The sequence below is a fragment of the Vibrio sp. Hal054 genome (assembly GCF_037162405.1).
Lineage (GTDB): Bacteria > Pseudomonadota > Gammaproteobacteria > Enterobacterales > Vibrionaceae > Vibrio > Vibrio diazotrophicus.
On the sequence record NZ_JARLUT010000001.1, the window covers coordinates 2,962,029 to 2,981,164 of the forward strand.

At 44.5% G+C, this 19,136-nt stretch carries 12 protein-coding genes; 4 read left to right on the forward strand and 8 right to left on the reverse strand.

Annotation, left to right across the window (positions count from 1 at the left end):
- Positions 1-26 precede the first annotated feature (26 nt).
- From gpmM to P4S58_RS13845, 3 genes are all read left to right on the forward strand, one after another.
- Complete coding sequence (gene gpmM, locus P4S58_RS13835) at positions 27-1,559, forward strand: 2,3-bisphosphoglycerate-independent phosphoglycerate mutase (protein WP_102955616.1); 1,533 nt, start codon at positions 27-29, stop codon at positions 1,557-1,559.
- Positions 1,560-1,731: 172 nt separating this feature from the next.
- Positions 1,732-2,874, forward strand: a complete 1,143-nt coding sequence (locus P4S58_RS13840; RefSeq protein ID WP_180980208.1) for a murein hydrolase activator EnvC family protein — start codon at positions 1,732-1,734, stop codon at positions 2,872-2,874.
- Between the two features lie 249 nt (positions 2,875-3,123).
- Complete coding sequence (locus tag P4S58_RS13845) at positions 3,124-4,683, forward strand: HD domain-containing phosphohydrolase (RefSeq protein ID WP_337164294.1); 1,560 nt, start codon at positions 3,124-3,126, stop codon at positions 4,681-4,683.
- A 50-nt stretch (positions 4,684-4,733) separates the two neighbouring features.
- Here P4S58_RS13845 and P4S58_RS13850 read toward each other — a convergent pair whose 3' ends face one another.
- From P4S58_RS13850 to nudC, 4 genes are all read right to left on the reverse strand, one after another.
- Positions 4,734-5,693 carry an acetyltransferase gene (locus P4S58_RS13850; RefSeq protein ID WP_102964691.1) on the reverse strand — a complete coding sequence of 320 codons (960 nt, stop codon included), beginning with the start codon at positions 5,691-5,693 and terminating at the stop codon, positions 4,734-4,736.
- Between the two features lie 118 nt (positions 5,694-5,811).
- A complete protein-coding gene (locus P4S58_RS13855) occupies positions 5,812-6,447 on the reverse strand; it encodes a TetR/AcrR family transcriptional regulator (protein ID WP_042490205.1) in 636 nt (211 codons plus the stop codon).
- A gap of 98 nt (positions 6,448-6,545) precedes the next feature.
- A complete protein-coding gene (gene hemE, locus P4S58_RS13860; RefSeq protein WP_102964692.1) occupies positions 6,546-7,628 on the reverse strand; it encodes a uroporphyrinogen decarboxylase in 1,083 nt (360 codons plus the stop codon).
- Positions 7,629-7,937: 309 nt separating this feature from the next.
- A complete protein-coding gene (gene nudC, locus P4S58_RS13865) occupies positions 7,938-8,756 on the reverse strand; it encodes an NAD(+) diphosphatase (protein ID WP_373279456.1) in 819 nt (272 codons plus the stop codon).
- Positions 8,757-8,907: 151 nt separating this feature from the next.
- Between nudC and rsd the strand changes: the two genes are divergently transcribed.
- Positions 8,908-9,396 (forward strand): sigma D regulator, encoded by a 489-nt coding sequence (rsd, locus tag P4S58_RS13870; protein WP_102955623.1) that lies wholly within the window; start codon positions 8,908-8,910, stop codon positions 9,394-9,396.
- A 97-nt stretch (positions 9,397-9,493) separates the two neighbouring features.
- Here rsd and rpoC read toward each other — a convergent pair whose 3' ends face one another.
- The 4 genes from rpoC to rplJ form a co-directional block, all read right to left on the reverse strand.
- On the reverse strand, positions 9,494-13,696 hold the full coding sequence (gene rpoC, locus P4S58_RS13875) for a DNA-directed RNA polymerase subunit beta' (RefSeq protein ID WP_102955624.1): 4,203 nt from the start codon (positions 13,694-13,696) through the stop codon (positions 9,494-9,496).
- Positions 13,697-13,783: 87 nt separating this feature from the next.
- The gene (gene rpoB, locus P4S58_RS13880; protein ID WP_042490194.1) at positions 13,784-17,812 is read right to left on the reverse strand and encodes a DNA-directed RNA polymerase subunit beta; all 4,029 of its coding nucleotides are present in this window, start codon (positions 17,810-17,812) and stop codon (positions 13,784-13,786) included.
- A gap of 231 nt (positions 17,813-18,043) precedes the next feature.
- On the reverse strand, positions 18,044-18,412 hold the full coding sequence (rplL, locus tag P4S58_RS13885; RefSeq protein WP_042490192.1) for a 50S ribosomal protein L7/L12: 369 nt from the start codon (positions 18,410-18,412) through the stop codon (positions 18,044-18,046).
- Positions 18,413-18,471: 59 nt separating this feature from the next.
- Positions 18,472-18,960 carry a 50S ribosomal protein L10 gene (gene rplJ, locus P4S58_RS13890; RefSeq protein WP_102964694.1) on the reverse strand — a complete coding sequence of 163 codons (489 nt, stop codon included), beginning with the start codon at positions 18,958-18,960 and terminating at the stop codon, positions 18,472-18,474.
- Positions 18,961-19,136 lie beyond the last annotated feature (176 nt).

Sequence of the window (19,136 nt, forward strand, 5' to 3'; positions counted from 1 at the left end):
ACTTTGAATTTGACGAGGTTATAAGTATGTCAGCTAAGAAGCCAATGGCTCTAGTGATTCTTGACGGTTGGGGTTACCGTGAAGACAGCAGCAACAATGCTATCAACAATGCGAACACTCCTGTGATGGATGCATTGATGGCAAACAACCCAAATACTCTGATTTCGGCTTCTGGTATGGATGTAGGTCTACCTGACGGTCAAATGGGTAACTCTGAAGTAGGCCACACTAACATCGGCGCAGGTCGTATTGTTTATCAAGACCTAACTCGCATCACTAAATCTATCGCTGACGGTGATTTCCAAACAAACGAAGCAATAGTAACTGCAATTGATAACGCCGTTGCTGCTGGTAAAGCGGTTCACCTAATGGGTCTTATGTCTCCAGGTGGTGTTCACTCTCACGAAGATCACATCTACGCAGCTATCGAATTAGCAGCAGCTCGTGGCGCAGAGAAGATTTACCTACACTGCTTCCTAGATGGTCGTGATACACCGCCACGTAGCGCTGAAGGTTCTCTACAACGTTTTGATGAACTGTTCGCAAAACTAGGCAAAGGCCGTATCGCATCTTTAGTTGGTCGTTACTACGCTATGGACCGCGACAACAACTGGGAACGTGTAGAAAAAGCTTACGACCTATTAACTGCAGCTAAAGGTGATTTCACTTTCGACTCTGCTCTAGCAGCTCTAGAAGCGGCATACGCTCGTGATGAAAACGATGAGTTCGTTAAAGCTACAGAACTCCGTGCAGAAGGCCAAGAGTCTGCTGCAATGCAAGACGGTGACGCGGTTCTATTCATGAACTACCGTGCTGACCGTGCGCGTCAAATCACTCGCACTTTCGTTACTGATTTTGCTGGTTTCGAGCGTAAAGTATTCCCTGCTCTTAACTTTGTTATGTTGACTCAATACGCAGCTGACATTCCACTACCAGCCGCTTTCCCACCAGCATCACTAGAAAACACTTACGGTGAATGGTTATCGAAAGCAGGTAAAACTCAGCTACGTATCTCTGAAACTGAGAAATACGCACACGTAACTTTCTTCTTCAACGGTGGCGTTGAGAATGAATTTGCTGGTGAAGAGCGTCAACTTGTTGCTTCACCAAAAGTGGCAACTTACGACCTTCAACCAGAAATGAGCTCTGCTGAGCTAACGGATAAACTTGTAGCGGCTATCAAATCTGGCAAATACGACGCTATCATCTGTAACTACCCGAACGGTGACATGGTTGGTCACACAGGTGTGTACGAAGCGGCAGTTAAAGCTTGTGAAGCGGTTGACGAATGTATCGGTCGTGTTGTTGAAGCAATCAAAGAAGTGGATGGTCAACTACTTATCACGGCTGACCACGGTAACGCAGAAATGATGATCAACCCAGAAACGGGTGGCGTACATACTGCACACACTAGCCTTCCAGTACCACTAGTATATGTTGGTAGCAAAGACATCGAGTTTATCGAAGGCGGTAAACTGTCAGACCTAGCACCAACGATGCTTGCTCTGACTGACACTGAAATTCCAGCAGAAATGTCTGGTCAAGTTATTTACAAATAAGTAGAACTTGCGAAATGATTGTGGAAGCCCTAACTCAGTTAGGGCTTTTTTATCGCCAAATTTCGCTATAAGGCAAATACTATGACAAAGTTTTTGCATCCGGCACTCGCCTCATTCCACTCTTTGAGTATACTGGTTACTCATTGAATCTATTGGCGAACATACTCCCCATATGACAATCACGTTACGACACGACCTAAAGCACAACCTCGTCCACATGACAGTGACGTTGTTTTTCTGTTTTTCTGTTTTGTCTGTATCCAATGTTTTTGCCGCTTCACAGCAAGAACTCAAAGGAGTAACGGGGGAAATATCTCGCCAGAAACAAGAGTTGACCAAACAACAGAGCCAGCTTGATCAATTACAACAATCTCTGAAACAACAAGAGATCAATATTTCGAATCTTGAAAAGCAGATCAAAGACACCAAAAGAGAGCTCACATCTGCAAATAAAAACATCAGCAAACTTCAAGCGAAAATAAAAGAACTCGAAGCAAAGCGCACACAGCAAGCTGATAAGTTAGAACAACTGCTTCAGACTTATTACATCACTAAAAACTCAACCGCAAACGGCAACTTACTCAACAACAACGTAGAAGAAGACCGCATCAGTCAATACTTCCAACATTTAGCCAAAGCACGTAGTGAGACCATTCAAGCGCTGAAACAGACTAGAGAACAGCTCGAAGAAAGCCAGAAACAGATACAGCTAGAACGAGACCAAATTGCCTCGCTGTTAGAAGAACAAACCCAAAAACGTGATCAGCTAGCAAAGACCCAGTCTCAGCGTAAAGGCACGGTAAACAAGATTCAGAAGAGCATCTCAGGCGACAAAGTGTATCTTGCAGAACTGCAACGTAATGAAACACGTCTGAAAGCTGAAATAGCCAAAGCAGCGAAACGTAATGCCATCCCTATGGATGGTATAAGCCAGCAACGCGGCAAACTCGCTTGGCCAATTAAGGGCTCCGTTTTGCATAATTTTGGCGAGCGTCAAACCGGTCAGGTGGATTGGAAAGGCATCGTGATATCTGCCAATTATGGTCAAGCCGTCACCGCTGTCTATCCGGGCACGGTTGTATTTGCGGAGTATCTTCGAGGTTATGGTTTAGTCGTCCTGTTAGATCACGGTAAAGGCGATATGACCTTATATGGTTTCAATCAGTCCTTGATGAAAAAAGAGGGCGATAAGGTTACCGCTGGTGAAACCATTGCGCTGGCTGGCGATACCGGCGGTCAATCCCGACCTAGCCTATACTTCGAAGTGCGACGTAATAGCCGTGCTGAAAATCCTCGCACTTGGCTGACTCGATAACCTATTACTGAAACCGACCACTCTGTAACGTCAGTATCCACTGATATCCTAGCGTTGATTTAGCCCCTATTTATAAGCCAAATCTATTAGTTATCTATATTAATTAACCCCATCTTTACTTGTGCCATTTTTCGAATAGGTACAAAGCCAAAGCGTTGTCAGATAACCCTTATCTCTCACTCCACGCCGTAATTCCCTCAGCAAAACAGGTTAAAATTAAACCGTCTATTCACCAAACCCATAATCATTATGTCTATTACTGAAAAAGCGAAAAAGCTCATCACAGATAGCACTGACATTCTAACGGACAATGTCATTACATTAGGGAACCAGTACGGCTATATTGCCTATACATCAAACACCAGTGCGGCTTGGAGAGAGTCCATTGTTGGCGTTTCCAAAGGTTTAAATACTTTGCTATCTAGCGACAAAGTACACACCATTGATCCGAATATCCGTATGGAACTTAATGATTGGGATGAAGAAATCACAGCTTATTTCAGTGATCGTGCCATCGTGCATCAAAAAAGAGCCATAGAACTCTATATGTACACGGGGTTACTAAAACATTATCGTCAGGCTTACATCACTTTAATTCAATCGCTGGATGCCAGCCATGATGATATTAACTGGTTGATTTCATTAATTCACGGTTACTTTGACCGTGGAGAGGCTATCACCTGTTACGAGTACCAAAAATTATCGTCTAACTCAAACCAAGAACTGGAAGAGATCAAACGGAGCCACAGAGAAGTACTCAACAACAAGAACCAGTTGCTGTCGATTATCGAAAGTATTGACCAGCCTCTGTTTGGTGTTGATAACCAAGGCTATATCCGCCACGCCAATGGTTTAGGTCACAAGATACTCTCACTACAATCCCTCGAAGGCGACAATCAAAATTATTGGGATATGAACCTAGACGATAAACAATTTAACGTTAACAAACTCATCCCTGATTTCAATACCATCAGTGATTCGGATAAAACGAACAAGCACCTGTACAACATCGTCAATATCCACGGTACTCCTTATGAGTTGTATTTCTACAAATACAAAGGCATGGTACGTTATCGCGATGAACATGATTCCATCATAGTGATGCTGCGTGAGATCTCCAGTTTAGTGGCCTATGAAAATCAACTGGAATCAGAACGCCAAAAGCGATTTGCAGAAAAACAAGAAATCATCCAAGTATTGGGCGACATACTTGAAAACCGTTCAGATGAAACGGGGTTGCACGTTCGACGTGTTGCCTGCGTTGCAAGCAAATTAGGTATGCTTTATGGTCTCAGCCATGAAGAGGTGACCACTATTTATACTGCAAGTCCGCTTCACGATGTGGGCAAAATCGCAGTTCCTGATGCGATACTAAACAAAGCGGGCAGACTCACCAAACAAGAGTTTGAGGTGGTTAAAAGACATTCCGAAGTTGGCCGAAACTTGCTACAAGGGAGCGATTCTCACCTAATGCAAATGGCTTGTATCATCGCGCATGAACATCATGAGAAGTGGGATGGTAACGGCTACCCATGCGGAAAAGCAGGAGAAGAGATCCATATTTTTGCCCGCATTGTGGCGATTGCAGATGTATTTGACGCCCTACTGAGCAAGCGTCCATACAAGAATGCTTGGGCGAAAGAAGAAGTTCTACAAGAATTTATTGACCAAAAAGGTAAGCACTTTGACCCAGAGTTAACTCAGTTACTTATCGATAACTTTGAAGAACTTGCACATTTACATAAAGAGGCTAACGAGTTTAATTTGCCGCAAATTCACCAGTTGCATGCCATTAACTACGCCGCTTAAGCGTTTGCTCAATAGATTCTTGAACAGGAAAGCGATATCGCTTTCCTGTTTTAATTTCCGTAATAGCTTTCTAGCGTGTTAATTAACCTTGATAGCTCCTGCTTGGCTAAACGGTTGATACCACCAGCCGCTTCCCGTCCTCCACCAGTCACAAACTGCGAGCACAACTGCCCTGCACCTTGCTTATTATTTAATGGCGCGCGAAGAGAAACAGCGAAGCTGTTATCGTCAATTTTGGTCAATACAAGGTGAGCTTGAGAAGGCGATTGATTGGCAATTAAGTTGCCATATACACCACTGACACGATGAGAGAAATCCTCATCTGGCAGTTCAAATACTCGTAAAGTTTGGCTCTCATAAAAACTTGGGACAGAGATTGCTTGGGCAACATCTGCTTCATATGCCGCCTTTAGTTGATAAAAAGGCGATGATTTATCTTTTATCACCTCAAACGGGGATGGATAAGCCAGCAGTATTTGATAGAGCTTTTCCGGGTGAAAATGCAGCTGAGCAGTACTCTTTCCATAACCGTTGTAATTAATAAGAGTGCCGAGCTCTTTAAGCTGTAGTGACTCTTGTTGTGTTAGCCCCAACTCTTTACACAATTCATCAGCAACTCTGTTCAAATTATCACCGTAAGCGGCAGTAATCGCCCATTCACGGAATCGGCCGTCTAACAACCTGTCGACAATCAAAGCAGTGCACATATCGGGTTCTAAATGAATATGAGCAGATAACAGACTGTGAGAAGGAATATCACCGGCTTGATGATGATCCGCATAAAACACATCGGCACCTGCTTCAAGAGCCGCAAGTAACCCTGCATGGTTTTTCTGCATAGAGATATCAAGCACAGTGAGAGAATCGCCCGCTTTGACATTCAGTTTATCGAGCAACTGAATATCTCTTTTAACACCCGTAACAAGCTGAGCTTCTATAGGCTGAGCAAGCCTGAGCTGAAGAAGAGATATGATACCATCGGCATCACCATTAAAAACATCGTAGTGCATGGCTGATAATTCGTTAAAAGTGGGGTTAATCAATAAACTATCAGCGTTCGTTGTTCAGAGACAAGATTGAAAGGTTATAACTCATCACCTTTCAACCCTACGCTTAGTGGTCACTCTTCTAAACATGAAGTGCCAGAATACCATCTTCCAGCAGTTGCAACTGTTCATAACCTTGCGGAGTGGTACAAGGTTTAACGAGTGAGATCATTTGTAACATTCCTTTATAAATCACTTGCTCGGTAATTTCGGTTTTCAATGACATTGCAGATTGATATGCCAGCCAACCTGAATAGACCATATGCAATGAGGTTACCAAGGTTTCTAAATCTTCTTTTTCAACATCAAGAAGCTCCATATCGACGAAGTTTTGCATGATATTGATTAAGTTTACATGCAACTTCTCTTGAGAAGCGATGTATTCAACGTGCAGTTCCTCATCACGCTGTAAGATTTCAGGCAAGTTTGAATAGAAGAAACGATATTTCCACATCAAGTTGAACATTGAATCGAGATAGTGCTTTAACAGAGTTAAGCTTTCATATTGCCCTTGAAGCGGTGTAAATCTTTCAATCAGCTCTTTCGAATAAAGTGCAAAGATCTCTCGTACAATCTCTTGTTTATTGCGGAAGTGGTAATAGAGATTACCCGGGCTAATCTCCAGATGGGCAGCAATATGGTTGGTGGTCATAGCGCGCTCACCGTTTTCATTAAACAGCTCCAAAGCTGCGTGAACGATTCTGTCTCTTGTCTTCATTGGCTCGCCAGATTGTAATTGACTCTATCGCAGTATAAATCAGTGATAGCTAAAGTAAAAAAAAGCGCTCGATTATGAGCGCTTCGTATACCATTCATTTATTTGTTATAAGACTGGTTGTGGTAAGGCTTGGATAGCTCATGTACCGCTTCAACAAACACTCCAGCGTTCTCTGGCGGAACGTCCAAGTGAATACCATGACCGAGGTTAAAGACATGACCTGTTCCTTCATCACCAAAACCTTCGAGGATAGAAGCCACTTCTTGGCGAATACGTTCTGGCTGAGCGTATAAAATCGATGGATCCATGTTACCTTGCAGCGCAACTTTATCACCAATACGAGCTTTGGCATCAGCAATGTTGATTGTCCAGTCAAGACCAACGGCATCACAACCTGTTGCCGCAATGCTTTCCAACCACATACCACCGTTCTTAGTGAACAGAGTAACAGGAACTCGGCGACCTTCGTTTTCACGAATGAGACCATCAACAATCTTATGCATGTATTGCAGAGAGAACAGGTTGTAATCACGAGGAGTCAGTACGCCGCCCCAAGTATCAAATACCATCACAGATTGCGCACCAGCTTTAATCTGAGCATTTAGGTACTCAATAACACTGTCTGCAAGCTTGTCCAACAATGTATGTAGCGTTGCTGGTTCTGCGTACATCATCTGCTTAATTTTAGTAAAAGCTTTTGAGCTGCCGCCTTCTACCATATAAGTCGCTAATGTCCATGGGCTACCCGAAAAACCAATCAAAGGTACTTCACCTTTAAGATCTTTGCGGATTTGGCGCACTGCATTCATTACATACTGCAATTCACCTTCTGGATCGGGTAGACCAATTTTATCCACGTCAGCTTTGCAGGTAATAGGACGGTCAAATACCGGACCTTCACCAGCTGCAAAACGTAGCCCTAAACCCATAGCGTCAGGAATAGTCAGAATGTCTGAAAACAGAATCGCAGCATCAAGAGGAAAACGACGTAGTGGCTGTAATGTCACTTCAGAAGCAAGCTCTGCATTTTTGCACAGCGACATAAAGTCTCCAGCTTGTGCACGTGTCGCACGATACTCTGGCAAATAACGCCCTGCTTGGCGCATCATCCACACCGGAGTACAGTCAACGGGCTGCTTCAACAAAGCACGAAGATAACGGTCATTCTTTAATTCTGTCATTCTGGCTTCCAACTTCTAGGCTTATTTCTTTAGTTTCTTTATTAATTAGGCGCGTATTCTATCACTTATTTCCCTGCAACTGACCATAGATTTACGGTTTGTAGAACAGAGCTTTGCAACCTAGATCATGTTATTAACTTTTAAATCAATGGTTAATTTGCGTGCAAACTGAAACAGTGTTTAAAATCTCGGTGCTAGCGAAAACTACAATAATATACGGGTACTCAGTACTCGACATCTCATAACGACATCTTACTTACCCCCTCCCTCACCGGAGGGTTTTTTTGCCTGTTTTCTCGAGCTTTTTAATTATATCGACGTCGAATATTCATCTTTGATAGCGTTAACCGTGTGTTCTATCAGCGCTCTGGCAATCGTACCTTTTGGTGCGACCGGCGGCATTTCACTCGGTGTAAACCATTGGGCATCACTCAACTCTGAATAATCAGGGCGAATATCACCACCAGCGAAATCAGCCAAAAATGCCATCATCATACTGGAAGGAAACGCCCAAGGCTGACTACCAAAGTATCGGATGTTCTTAACGCTAATACCTGTTTCTTCCAACACTTCGCGAGCCACACACTGTTCTAGGGTTTCCCCAACTTCCAAGAACCCAGCAATCACCGTATACATACCCGTTTGATGTCGAGGATGCTGTGCCAGAAGAATCTGATTCTCTTTTCTCACCGCAACGATGATGCATGGGAAAATCCGTGGATAATGAAGAGTTCGGCAGTCCTGACATTGCATCGCCAGATCACGATGGTTGAGATGGTTACGTCCACCACACTGTGGGCAAAAACGTAACGTTTGGCTCATGTGTCCATACTGAACTGCTCGGCTGGCGGCGAGAAATAATGCTTCATCAACAACCAATAATTCACGCAATGAGGTCATCTCAAGATCTTTATCGAGATCGGCGTGATTCAGCCAGTAAACCGGATGTCCCTTGTATTGTTCAACTTCGATTGCGGTTTCGATCGGCAGTTCAAGATCCTTTGCCGTTCCGAATGGTACGGTTCCGTCAATGGTCCAAAGTTCACTTCCTGAAACAACACACCAATAAGCTGATTTGAGGTCACTATTTTTTAACATACAAACTCCTGTTGCTTGCAGTTCGTTCATTTTACTGGCAATCTAATTTCATACCAGAGTTTGCCTCTATTTGTTTACCACACATAAACTCTCGTGAAAACAACAGGCTGTATCCTACTCATACAGCGAAATGTGCAAAGGACAGTCTATCCTACGATAGCTCTATCTTGAGGGCGTGGCCATGCTAAAAAAATTCAAACAAACACAAGAGCAATGGGGCGGAGCCAGTGACGTTATCGATCATTGGTTAGAGAAGAGACAGCATGTAGTTGTTGAATATTGCAAAATTGCTGCACTTCAACCTTGTGCTTCTAAAGCCTCGGTTTCAGAACTCCCTTCACCTCAAGAACTTCAGTATTTCTGTCAGGAAATCGTCGACTATATTTCTGAAGGCCATTTTAAGGTCTACGATATGGTGATGAATAAATGGCAATCGACTGGTTTTAAAGCCACTGACGAGATTAATCGAGCTTATTCAGAGATCATCTTAACCACCGATCCTCTACTGAACTTTACCGATAAGTATGCTGCTGTAAGTGAAGAAGATGAGTTGGAAACTTTCGATGAAGATCTATCTAAAGTTGGGCAAATTTTAGAATCCCGATTTGAGTTGGAAGATCATCTGATCCAATTAATCATTGATAGCCTTTCGATTCCACCAGGCGCATAAATTAACTTAGATTCAGTAGCTAACTGCTTTATTTGATTACAAATTTTTCCAATAAAAAAGGCACCTTTCGGTGCCTTTTTTCATATCGATAGTTCGATTACTCTTCTGAAGAGAAACCTGCGTTCAGTAGTGCAGCTAGGTTATCCGTAGCTTGCTCTGCTGAAGGGCCTTCTTTCTGAGCTTCACGCTTAGATTGACGCTCTTGGTGGTACGCAAAACCAGTACCAGCAGGAATCAAGCGACCAACGATAACGTTCTCTTTCAGACCACGTAGGTCATCACGCTTACCAGATACCGCAGCTTCAGTCAGTACGCGCGTCGTTTCTTGGAACGATGCCGCAGAGATGAACGATTCTGTCGCTAGAGACGCTTTCGTGATACCTAGAAGTTCACGTTCGAAACGTGCTGGCTCTTTGCCTTCAGCTTCTAGAGCACGGTTAGCAATCTTAACTTGTGAGTATTCAACTTGCTCACCAGGTAGGAACTCAGAGTCACCTGCGAAAGTAATTGTACACTTACGTAGCATCTGACGAACGATGGTTTCGATGTGCTTATCGTTAATCTTAACGCCTTGCAGACGGTAAACTTCCTGAACTTCGTTAGCAATGTAAGAAGTTACAGCATGGATACCACGCAGACGTAGGATGTCATGTGGAGACTCTGGACCATCTGCGATCACGTCACCACGTTCGATACGCTCACCTTCAAACACGTTCAACTGACGATGCTTAGGAATCATCTCTTCGTAAACTTCACCGCTGTCGCGAGTGATAACTAGACGACGTTTACCCTTAGTCTCTTTACCGAACGACACAGTACCTGTGTACTCAGCAAGGATTGCAGGCTCTTTCGGCTTACGAGCTTCAAATAGGTCTGCTACGCGAGGTAGACCACCTGTGATGTCTCGGTTACCGCCAGATTTCTGAGGAATACGAGCAAGAGTATCACCCACATTCACTTCAGCGCCATCTTCGATGTTCACGATAGCTTTACCAGGTAGGAAGTATTGAGCTGGCATATCTGTACCAGGGATTACTACATCGTTACCTTTCTCATCCACAAGTTTGATAGCTGGACGCATATCTTTACCTGCTGCTGGACGAGCTGCTGCATCCGTTACTTCGCTTGAAGATAGACCTGTTAGGTCATCTGTTTGACGAGAAACGGTTACGCCATCGATCATGTCTACGAACTGGATGCGACCTGCCACTTCAGTGATGATTGGCAATGTGTGCGCTTCCCAGTTTGCTACTGTTTCACCAGCTTCAACTGCGTCGTTATCTGCTTTGCTTAACAATGAACCGTAAGGAAGTTTGTGCTTCTCTTTGGTACGACCAAATTCGTCAATGATAGTTAGCTCAGATGCACGAGATGTGATTACTAGCTTGCCATCTTTGTTAATTACGAACTTAGCATTGTGTAGCTTAACAGAACCAGTGTTCTTAGCTTGGATGCTGTTCTCTGCTGCTGCCGTAGATGCCGCACCACCGATGTGGAACGTACGCATCGTTAACTGTGTACCCGGTTCACCGATAGACTGAGCAGCGATAACACCTACTGCTTCACCTTGGTTCACTAGGTGACCACGAGCTAGGTCACGACCGTAACATAGTGCACAACAACCGAAGTCTGCATCACAGGTTACTACTGAACGTACTTTAATACGGTCAACAGAGTTGTCGTTTAGAACCTGACACCATTTCTCATCAAGAAGAGTGTTACGAGGAACTAGAACTTCTTCTGTACCTGGTTTCAGAATGTCTTCTGCAACCACACGACCAAGCGCAAGTTCAGTTAGCGGAACTTTAACGTCACCACCCTCGATATGAGGCATCATGTCTACACCCTCGTGGGTGCCACAGTCGTGCTCATAAACTACTACGTCTTGAGCAACGTCTACTAGACGACGTGTTAGGTAACCTGAGTTCGCTGTCTTCAATGCTGTATCCGCAAGACCCTTACGAGCACCGTGCGTTGAGATAAAGTACTGAAGTACGTTTAGACCTTCTTTAAAGTTCGCAGTGATTGGCGTCTCGATGATTGAACCATCTGGACGAGCCATCAGACCACGCATACCTGCTAGCTGACGAATCTGAGCTGCAGAACCACGAGCACCTGAGTCAGCCATCATGTAGATGCTGTTGAATGACTCTTGCTTCTCTTCTTCACCGTCACGGTTAATAACCATTTCAGATGAAAGGTTCTCCATCATCGCTTTTGCTACGCGATCGTTGGTCGATGCCCAAATATCGATCACTTTGTTGTAGCGTTCGCCCGCAGTTACAAGACCAGACTGGAACTGTTCTTGAATTTCGCGTACTTCTTCTTCCGCTTCTGCGATTTCAGTGTATTTCGCAGGTGGTACAACCATATCGTCGATACCAACAGATACACCTGAAAGTGCCGCATAAGCGAAACCAGCGTACATGATTTGGTCAGCGAAGATTACAGTATCTTTCAGACCTAGCTTACGGTATGCCTCGTTAAGTAGGTTAGAAATTTGTTTCTTACCTAGCTTTTGGTTAACGATGCTGTAAGGAAGACCTGACGGTACGATTTGCCACAACATTGCACGGCCGACAGTAGTGTCTACCATCTTAGTTTCTGTTGTGCTGTTACCATCTTCGTCAACAACGGTTTCTGTAATACGTACTTTAACGCGTGCGTGTAGCTCTGCGCTCTTAGTGCGGTATGCCTTTTCAGCCTCTTCTGGGCCAGCAAGGTACATGCCTTCACCTTTCGCGTTGATCTTCTCACGAGTCATGTAGTACAGACCCAATACAACGTCCTGAGAAGGTACGATGATCGGATCACCTGACGCTGGCGACAGAATGTTGTTTGTCGACATCATCAGAGTACGAGCTTCTAGCTGTGCTTCTAGAGTTAGAGGCACGTGCACCGCCATTTGGTCACCATCGAAGTCCGCGTTATACGCCGCACACACTAGTGGGTGTAGCTGAATCGCTTTACCTTCGATAAGTACAGGTTCAAATGCCTGGATACCTAGACGGTGAAGTGTTGGTGCACGGTTAAGTAGCACTGGGTGTTCGCGGATTACTTCATCCAAGATATCCCATACAACAGCTTCTTCACGCTCTACCATTTTCTTAGCTGCTTTGATTGTAGTCGCAAGACCACGAGTCTCTAGCTTGCTGTAGATAAATGGTTTGAATAGCTCAAGTGCCATCTTCTTAGGAAGACCACACTGGTGCAGACGAAGGTATGGACCTACTGTGATTACAGAACGGCCAGAGTAGTCTACACGTTTACCTAGAAGGTTCTGACGGAAACGACCTTGTTTACCCTTGATCATATCAGCAAGAGATTTCAGAGGACGCTTGTTCGAACCTGTGATCGCGCGACCGCGACGACCGTTGTCTAGAAGCGCATCAACAGACTCTTGTAGCATACGTTTTTCGTTGCGTACGATGATGTCTGGAGCAGCAAGCTCAAGAAGACGTTTCAAACGGTTGTTACGGTTAATAACACGACGGTATAGATCGTTCAGATCAGAAGTCGCAAAGCGACCGCCATCTAGTGGTACTAGAGGACGTAGATCTGGCGGAAGCACTGGAAGAACAGTCAGAATCATCCACTCAGGTTTGTTACCTGAACTTACGAATGCTTCAACTAGCTTCAAACGCTTCGTTACTTTCTTACGCTTAGTTTCTGAGTTAGTCGTATCTAGCTCTTCACGCATCTGTTCGATTTCTGCATGAAGGTCCATTGAGCTTAATAGATCTTTGATCGCTTCAGCACCCATCTTAGCGGAGAATTCATCACCCCACTCTTCTAGGCGGTCTAGGTACTCTTCCTCAGTCAGCATTTGACCTTTTTCAAGATCAGTCATGCCTGGTTCCGTTACTACGTACATTTCGAAGTAAAGAACGCGCTCGATATCACGTAGCGGCATATCCATTAATAGACCGATACGAGATGGTAGAGATTTTAGGAACCAGATGTGAGCAACTGGAGATGCAAGCTCGATGTGGCCCATACGGTCACGACGAACTTTAGTCTGTGTAACTTCAACGCCACACTTCTCACAGATAACACCACGGTGTTTTAGACGCTTATATTTACCACAAAGACATTCGTAGTCTTTTACTGGGCCAAAAATACGCGCACAAAACAGACCATCACGTTCAGGTTTGAACGTACGATAGTTAATCGTCTCAGGTTTTTTAACTTCACCAAAAGACCATGAACGAATCATGTCTGGTGAAGACAGACCGATTTTGATTGCATCAAATTCTTCGGTCTTATGCTGTGCTTTTAGAAAGTTTAATAAGTCTTTCACAATCAGCTCCTGTAAGGAGTTAAAAGCAGCCAGCCAAACGCCAGCTGCTTTCTACCAGATAATCACATTTCTCTGACGAGAAACGAATTACTCTTCGTCTTCTAGCTCGATGTTGATACCTAGCGAGCGAATCTCTTTCAACAATACGTTGAACGATTCTGGCATGCCAGGTTCCATGCTGTGGTTGCCATCTACGATGTTCTTATACATCTTAGTACGGCCGTTAACGTCATCCGACTTAACTGTTAGCATTTCTTGTAGCGTGTAAGCAGCACCGTAAGCTTCAAGTGCCCATACTTCCATCTCACCGAAACGCTGACCACCGAACTGAGCTTTACCACCAAGTGGTTGCTGAGTAACAAGGCTGTAAGAACCCGTAGAACGAGCATGCATCTTGTCATCAACAAGGTGGTTCAGTTTCAGCATGTACATGTAACCAACAGTTACAGGACGCTCAAACGCATCACCTGTACGACCATCGAACAATGTCAACTGACCAGACGTTGGAAGGTCTGCCAGTGTCAATAGTTCTTTGATTGAAGCTTCGTTCGCGCCATCAAATACTGGTGTCGCAATCGGTAGACCGTTGCGTAAGTTACCAGCCAGCACACGTACTTCTTCATCGCTCATAGAAGCAATGTCAACGTTCTGACGAGTTTCACCAAGATCGTAAACCTTCTGTAGGAATTCGCGCAGCTTAGCAAGCTCTTGCTGTTCCTTAATCATTTGGTTGATCTTGTCACCAATACCTTTAGCCGCCAGACCTAAGTGAACTTCTAGGATCTGACCGATGTTCATACGCGAAGGTACACCCAGTGGGTTAAGTACGATATCGACTGGCTGACCAGTTTCATCGTAAGGCATGTCTTCAACAGGGTTGATCTTAGAGATTACACCCTTGTTACCGTGACGACCCGCCATCTTATCACCCGGTTGGATGCGACGTTTCACCGCTAGGTAAACTTTAACGATCTTCAGTACGCCTGGTGCTAGATCATCACCTTGAGTGATCTTGCGACGCTTAGCTTCGAATTTCTTATCGAAGTCAGCTTTCAGTTCGTCGTACTGCTCTGCTAGCTGTTCTAGCTGAGTTTGTAGTTCGTCGTCTTCTAGCGTTTGTTCTAGCAACTGCTTACGGTCGATAGATTCAACTTTAGCTTCGCTGTAGCCTGCAGTAAGTAGCAGAGAACGAACACGTGCAAATAGACCGCCTTCAAGAATTTGGAACTCTTCAGTCAGATCTTTCTTCGCTTCTTTCAGCTGCATTTGTTCGATTTCAAGTGCACGCTTGTCTTTCTCTACGCCATCGCGAGTGAAGACTTGTACATCGATAACCGTACCTGCAACAGAGTTAGGCACACGTAGTGAAGTATCTTTAACGTCAGAAGCTTTTTCACCGAAGATAGCGCGTAGTAGCTTCTCTTCTGGAGTTAGCTGAGTTTCACCTTTAGGTGTTACTTTACCAACTAGGATGTCGCCACCCTTAACTTCTGCACCAATGTAAACGATACCTGACTCATCTAATTTAGATAGAGCAGCTTCACCTACGTTTGGAATATCCGCAGTGATCTCTTCAGCACCAAGCTTAGTATCACGAGCCACACAAGATAGTTCTTGAATGTGGATAGTGGTAAAGCGGTCTTCTTGAACAACACGCTCAGAAACTAAGATCGAGTCTTCGAAGTTGTAACCGTTCCAAGGCATAAATGCGATACGCATGTTTTGGCCAAGAGCCAATTCGCCTAGGTCAGTTGAAGGACCATCTGCAACTACGTCACCACGAGCAACAAGTTCACCTGGCATCACACAAGGACGCTGGTTGATACATGTGTTTTGGTTTGAACGTGTGTACTTAGTTAGGTTGTAGATATCGATACCCGCTTCACCTGGTACCAACTCTTCTTCATTAACCTTAACAACGATACGAGATGCGTCCACAGACTGAACAACACCACCACGTTTAGCAACAGCAGTTACACCTGAGTCAACAGCTACGTTACGTTCAATACCAGTACCAACTAGAGGCTTGTCTGCTCTTAGAGTTGGAACTGCCTGACGTTGCATGTTCGCACCCATCAATGCACGGTTCGCATCATCGTGTTCTAGGAACGGGATAAGCGAAGCTGCGATAGATACTACTTGGTTTGTAGCAACGTCCATGTAGTCAACGTGTTCACGAGGGTGAAGACCAGATTCACCTTTTTGACGTGCTGTGATCAGTTCGTCAGCAAAAGTGCTTTCTTCTGTCAGCTTCGCGTTCGCCTGAGCGATAACGAATTGACCTTCCTCGATAGCTGATAGGTAATCAACTTCATCAGTAACAACACCATCTACTACACGACGGTACGGAGTTTCTAGGAAACCGTACTCGTTACAACGTGCAAACGCAGATAAAGAGTTGATCAAACCGATGTTTGGACCTTCAGGCGTTTCGATAGGACATAGACGACCGTAGTGAGTTACGTGTACGTCACGTACTTCGAAGCCAGCACGTTCACGAGTAAGACCACCAGGACCCAATGCAGAAATACGACGTTTGTGCGTAACTTCTGAAAGCGGGTTGTTTTGGTCCATAAATTGTGAAAGCTGTGAAGAACCAAAGAATTCTTTTACAGCAGCAGAAATCGGTTTCGCGTTGATCAGATCTTGTGGCATCACGTTGTCTAGATCGCCTAGGCTTAGACGTTCTTTAACTGCGCGTTCAACACGTACAAGACCAACACGGAATTGGTTTTCTGCCATTTCGCCTACGCTACGGATACGACGGTTGCCAAGGTGGTCGATATCGTCCACTTCGCCAATACCGTTACGGATCGCGATAAGCTTCTTCATCACTTCGATGATATCAGTTTCATCAAGAGTGCCTTGCTCACCAGCGTCTTCACGACCGATTGAGCTGTTGAACTTCATACGACCTACAGTTGATAGATCGTAACGTTCTTCAGAGAAGAATAGGCTATTAAATAGCGTTTCAGCCGCTTCTTTCGTTGGCGGCTCGCCAGGGCGCATCATGCGGTAGATTTCTACAAGCGCAGAAATACGGTCAGTTGTGCTGTCAACACGGACAGTGTCAGACATGAATGGACCGTGGTCTAGATCGTTCGTAAATAGAACTTCTAGTTTTTTGTATCCCGCTTGAGATAAGTTCGCTAGTGCTTCTAGGCTAATCTCTTGGTTAGCCGCGATGATTACTTCGCCAGTCGCTTCATTGATGTAATCTTTAGAAGATACTTTACCAACTGTGTATTCAACTGGTACTTCAATGAATTCAACGCCATCTTTTTCAAGTTGACGGATGTGACGAGCAGTAACGCGACGACCTTTCTCTACATAGACCTTGCCATCAGCTTCGATGTCAAACGTAGCCGTTTCACCACGTAGACGCTCAGGCACCAACTCCATCATTAGAGTTTGGTCTTTCACTTCGAAGTTTACTTTTTCGAAGAAGATATCAAGGATCTCTTCAGTCGTCTTACCTAGAGCACGAAGAATGATCGATGCTGGTAGTTTACGACGGCGGTCAATACGTACGTATAGGTTATCCTTTGGATCGAATTCGAAATCCAACCATGAACCACGGTAAGGAATGATACGCGCGTTATATAGAACTTTACCTGAAGAGTGGGTCTTACCCTTATCGCTGTCGAAGAATACGCCTGGGCTTCTGTGCAGCTGGGATACGATAACCCTCTCGGTACCATTAATTACAAAGGTACCATTATCTGTCATGAGTGGAATTTCACCCATGTAGACTTCTTGTTCTTTAATATCTTTGACAGTACCTGCTGGCGCGTCTTTATCAAAAATCACAAGGCGTAGTTTTACGCGCAGTGGTTTTGAATAAGTTACACCACGGATTTGACATTCTTTAACGTCAAAAACTGGCTCACCAAGACGGTAGCTAACGTATTGCAGCTCTGAATTGCCGTTGTAGCTCTGAATTGGAAATACAGAACGAAAAGCAGCTTCAAGACCGTATTGTCCCTCAGGATCCTGTTCGATAAATTTATCGAATGAATCGAGCTGGATCGATAGCAGGTATGGAATGTCCAGTACTTGTGGACGAGTACCAAAGTCCTTACGGATGCGCTTTTTCTCGGTATAAGAGTAAACCATGGGGTTCCTCAGCTCGCTGATAAGTGACCCAAACTGTCCACCTTGAAGGTTTAGGACAGTGACTAAATCGCTGTTTACTGTAGTGACGGTTTGTCAGTTCGACTTCCGCTTTTTGCATGAATATGGGACGCTTAAACAGCGGGAAAATTCGCCCATACCCTACAGCGCAAAAAGGCCGGTGGTTATTAAACCACCAGCCATTAGCCTTTCGGCTAAGAAATTAAGTAATTATTACTTAACTTCAACAGTTGCACCAGCTTCTTCAAGCTCTTTCTTCAGTGCTTCTGCTTCTTCTTTAGAAACAGCTTCTTTCAGAGGAGCTGGAGCGCCGTCAACTAGAGCTTTAGCTTCTTTAAGACCTAGGCCCGTTGCGCCACGTACTGCTTTGATTACAGAAACTTTGTTCGCACCAGCAGCAGTTAGGATTACGTTGAATTCAGTTTGCTCTTCAACAGCTGCACCAGCAGCAGCGCCGCCAGCTACAACTGCAGCAGCAGCAGAAACACCGAATTTTTCTTCCATTGCAGTGATTAGTTCAACAACTTGCATTACAGACATTTCTGCAACTGCGTCTAGGATTTGCTCGTTAGTAATAGACATAACAATTCTCTTTTAAGTCAACAATAAGTTTATTTTGCAACCAGTAAAAAGCAAGGCAATTAAGCAGCTTCTTTTTGATCACGGATAGCAGCGATAGTACGTACCAATTTGCCAGCAGAAGCTTCTTTCATGCACATCATTAGGCGTGCGATTGCTTCGTCGTAAGTTGGTAGTGTCGCTAGTACTTCAACGTCAGTGATAGAACCTTCGTATGCAGCAGCTTTGATCTCGAATGCTTTGTTCTCTTTAGCGAAGTCTTTGAAAAGACGCGCTGCAGCACCTGGGTGCTCGTTAGAGAAGCCGATCAAAGTTGGACCTACGAATACGTCTTGTAGACATTCGTAAGCTGTGCCTTCTACAGCGCGACGTGCTAGTGTGTTACGAACAACTCTTAGGTAAACGCCCGCATCACGAGCTTGTTTACGTAAAGTAGTCATCGCAGCAACTTTTACACCACGAGAGTCAGCAACAACTGCAGAAAGTGCACCACTGGCCGCTTCGTTGACTTCAGCAACAATTGCTTGTTTGTCTTGAAGATTTAAAGCCATCTTGGATTACTCCTGGTTGTTATTACACCACTCACTATTGTCACAACAGTGAGAGATTATTAGGTGCAGTTCCAGAAGAAAGGTAACCCATTCTTTAAAATAAAAAATGAAATCTTTCTGTCAGGTTCGGGCACCATCTACGTAGGTTGTATTAAGTTATCGAATGATAACGCCTA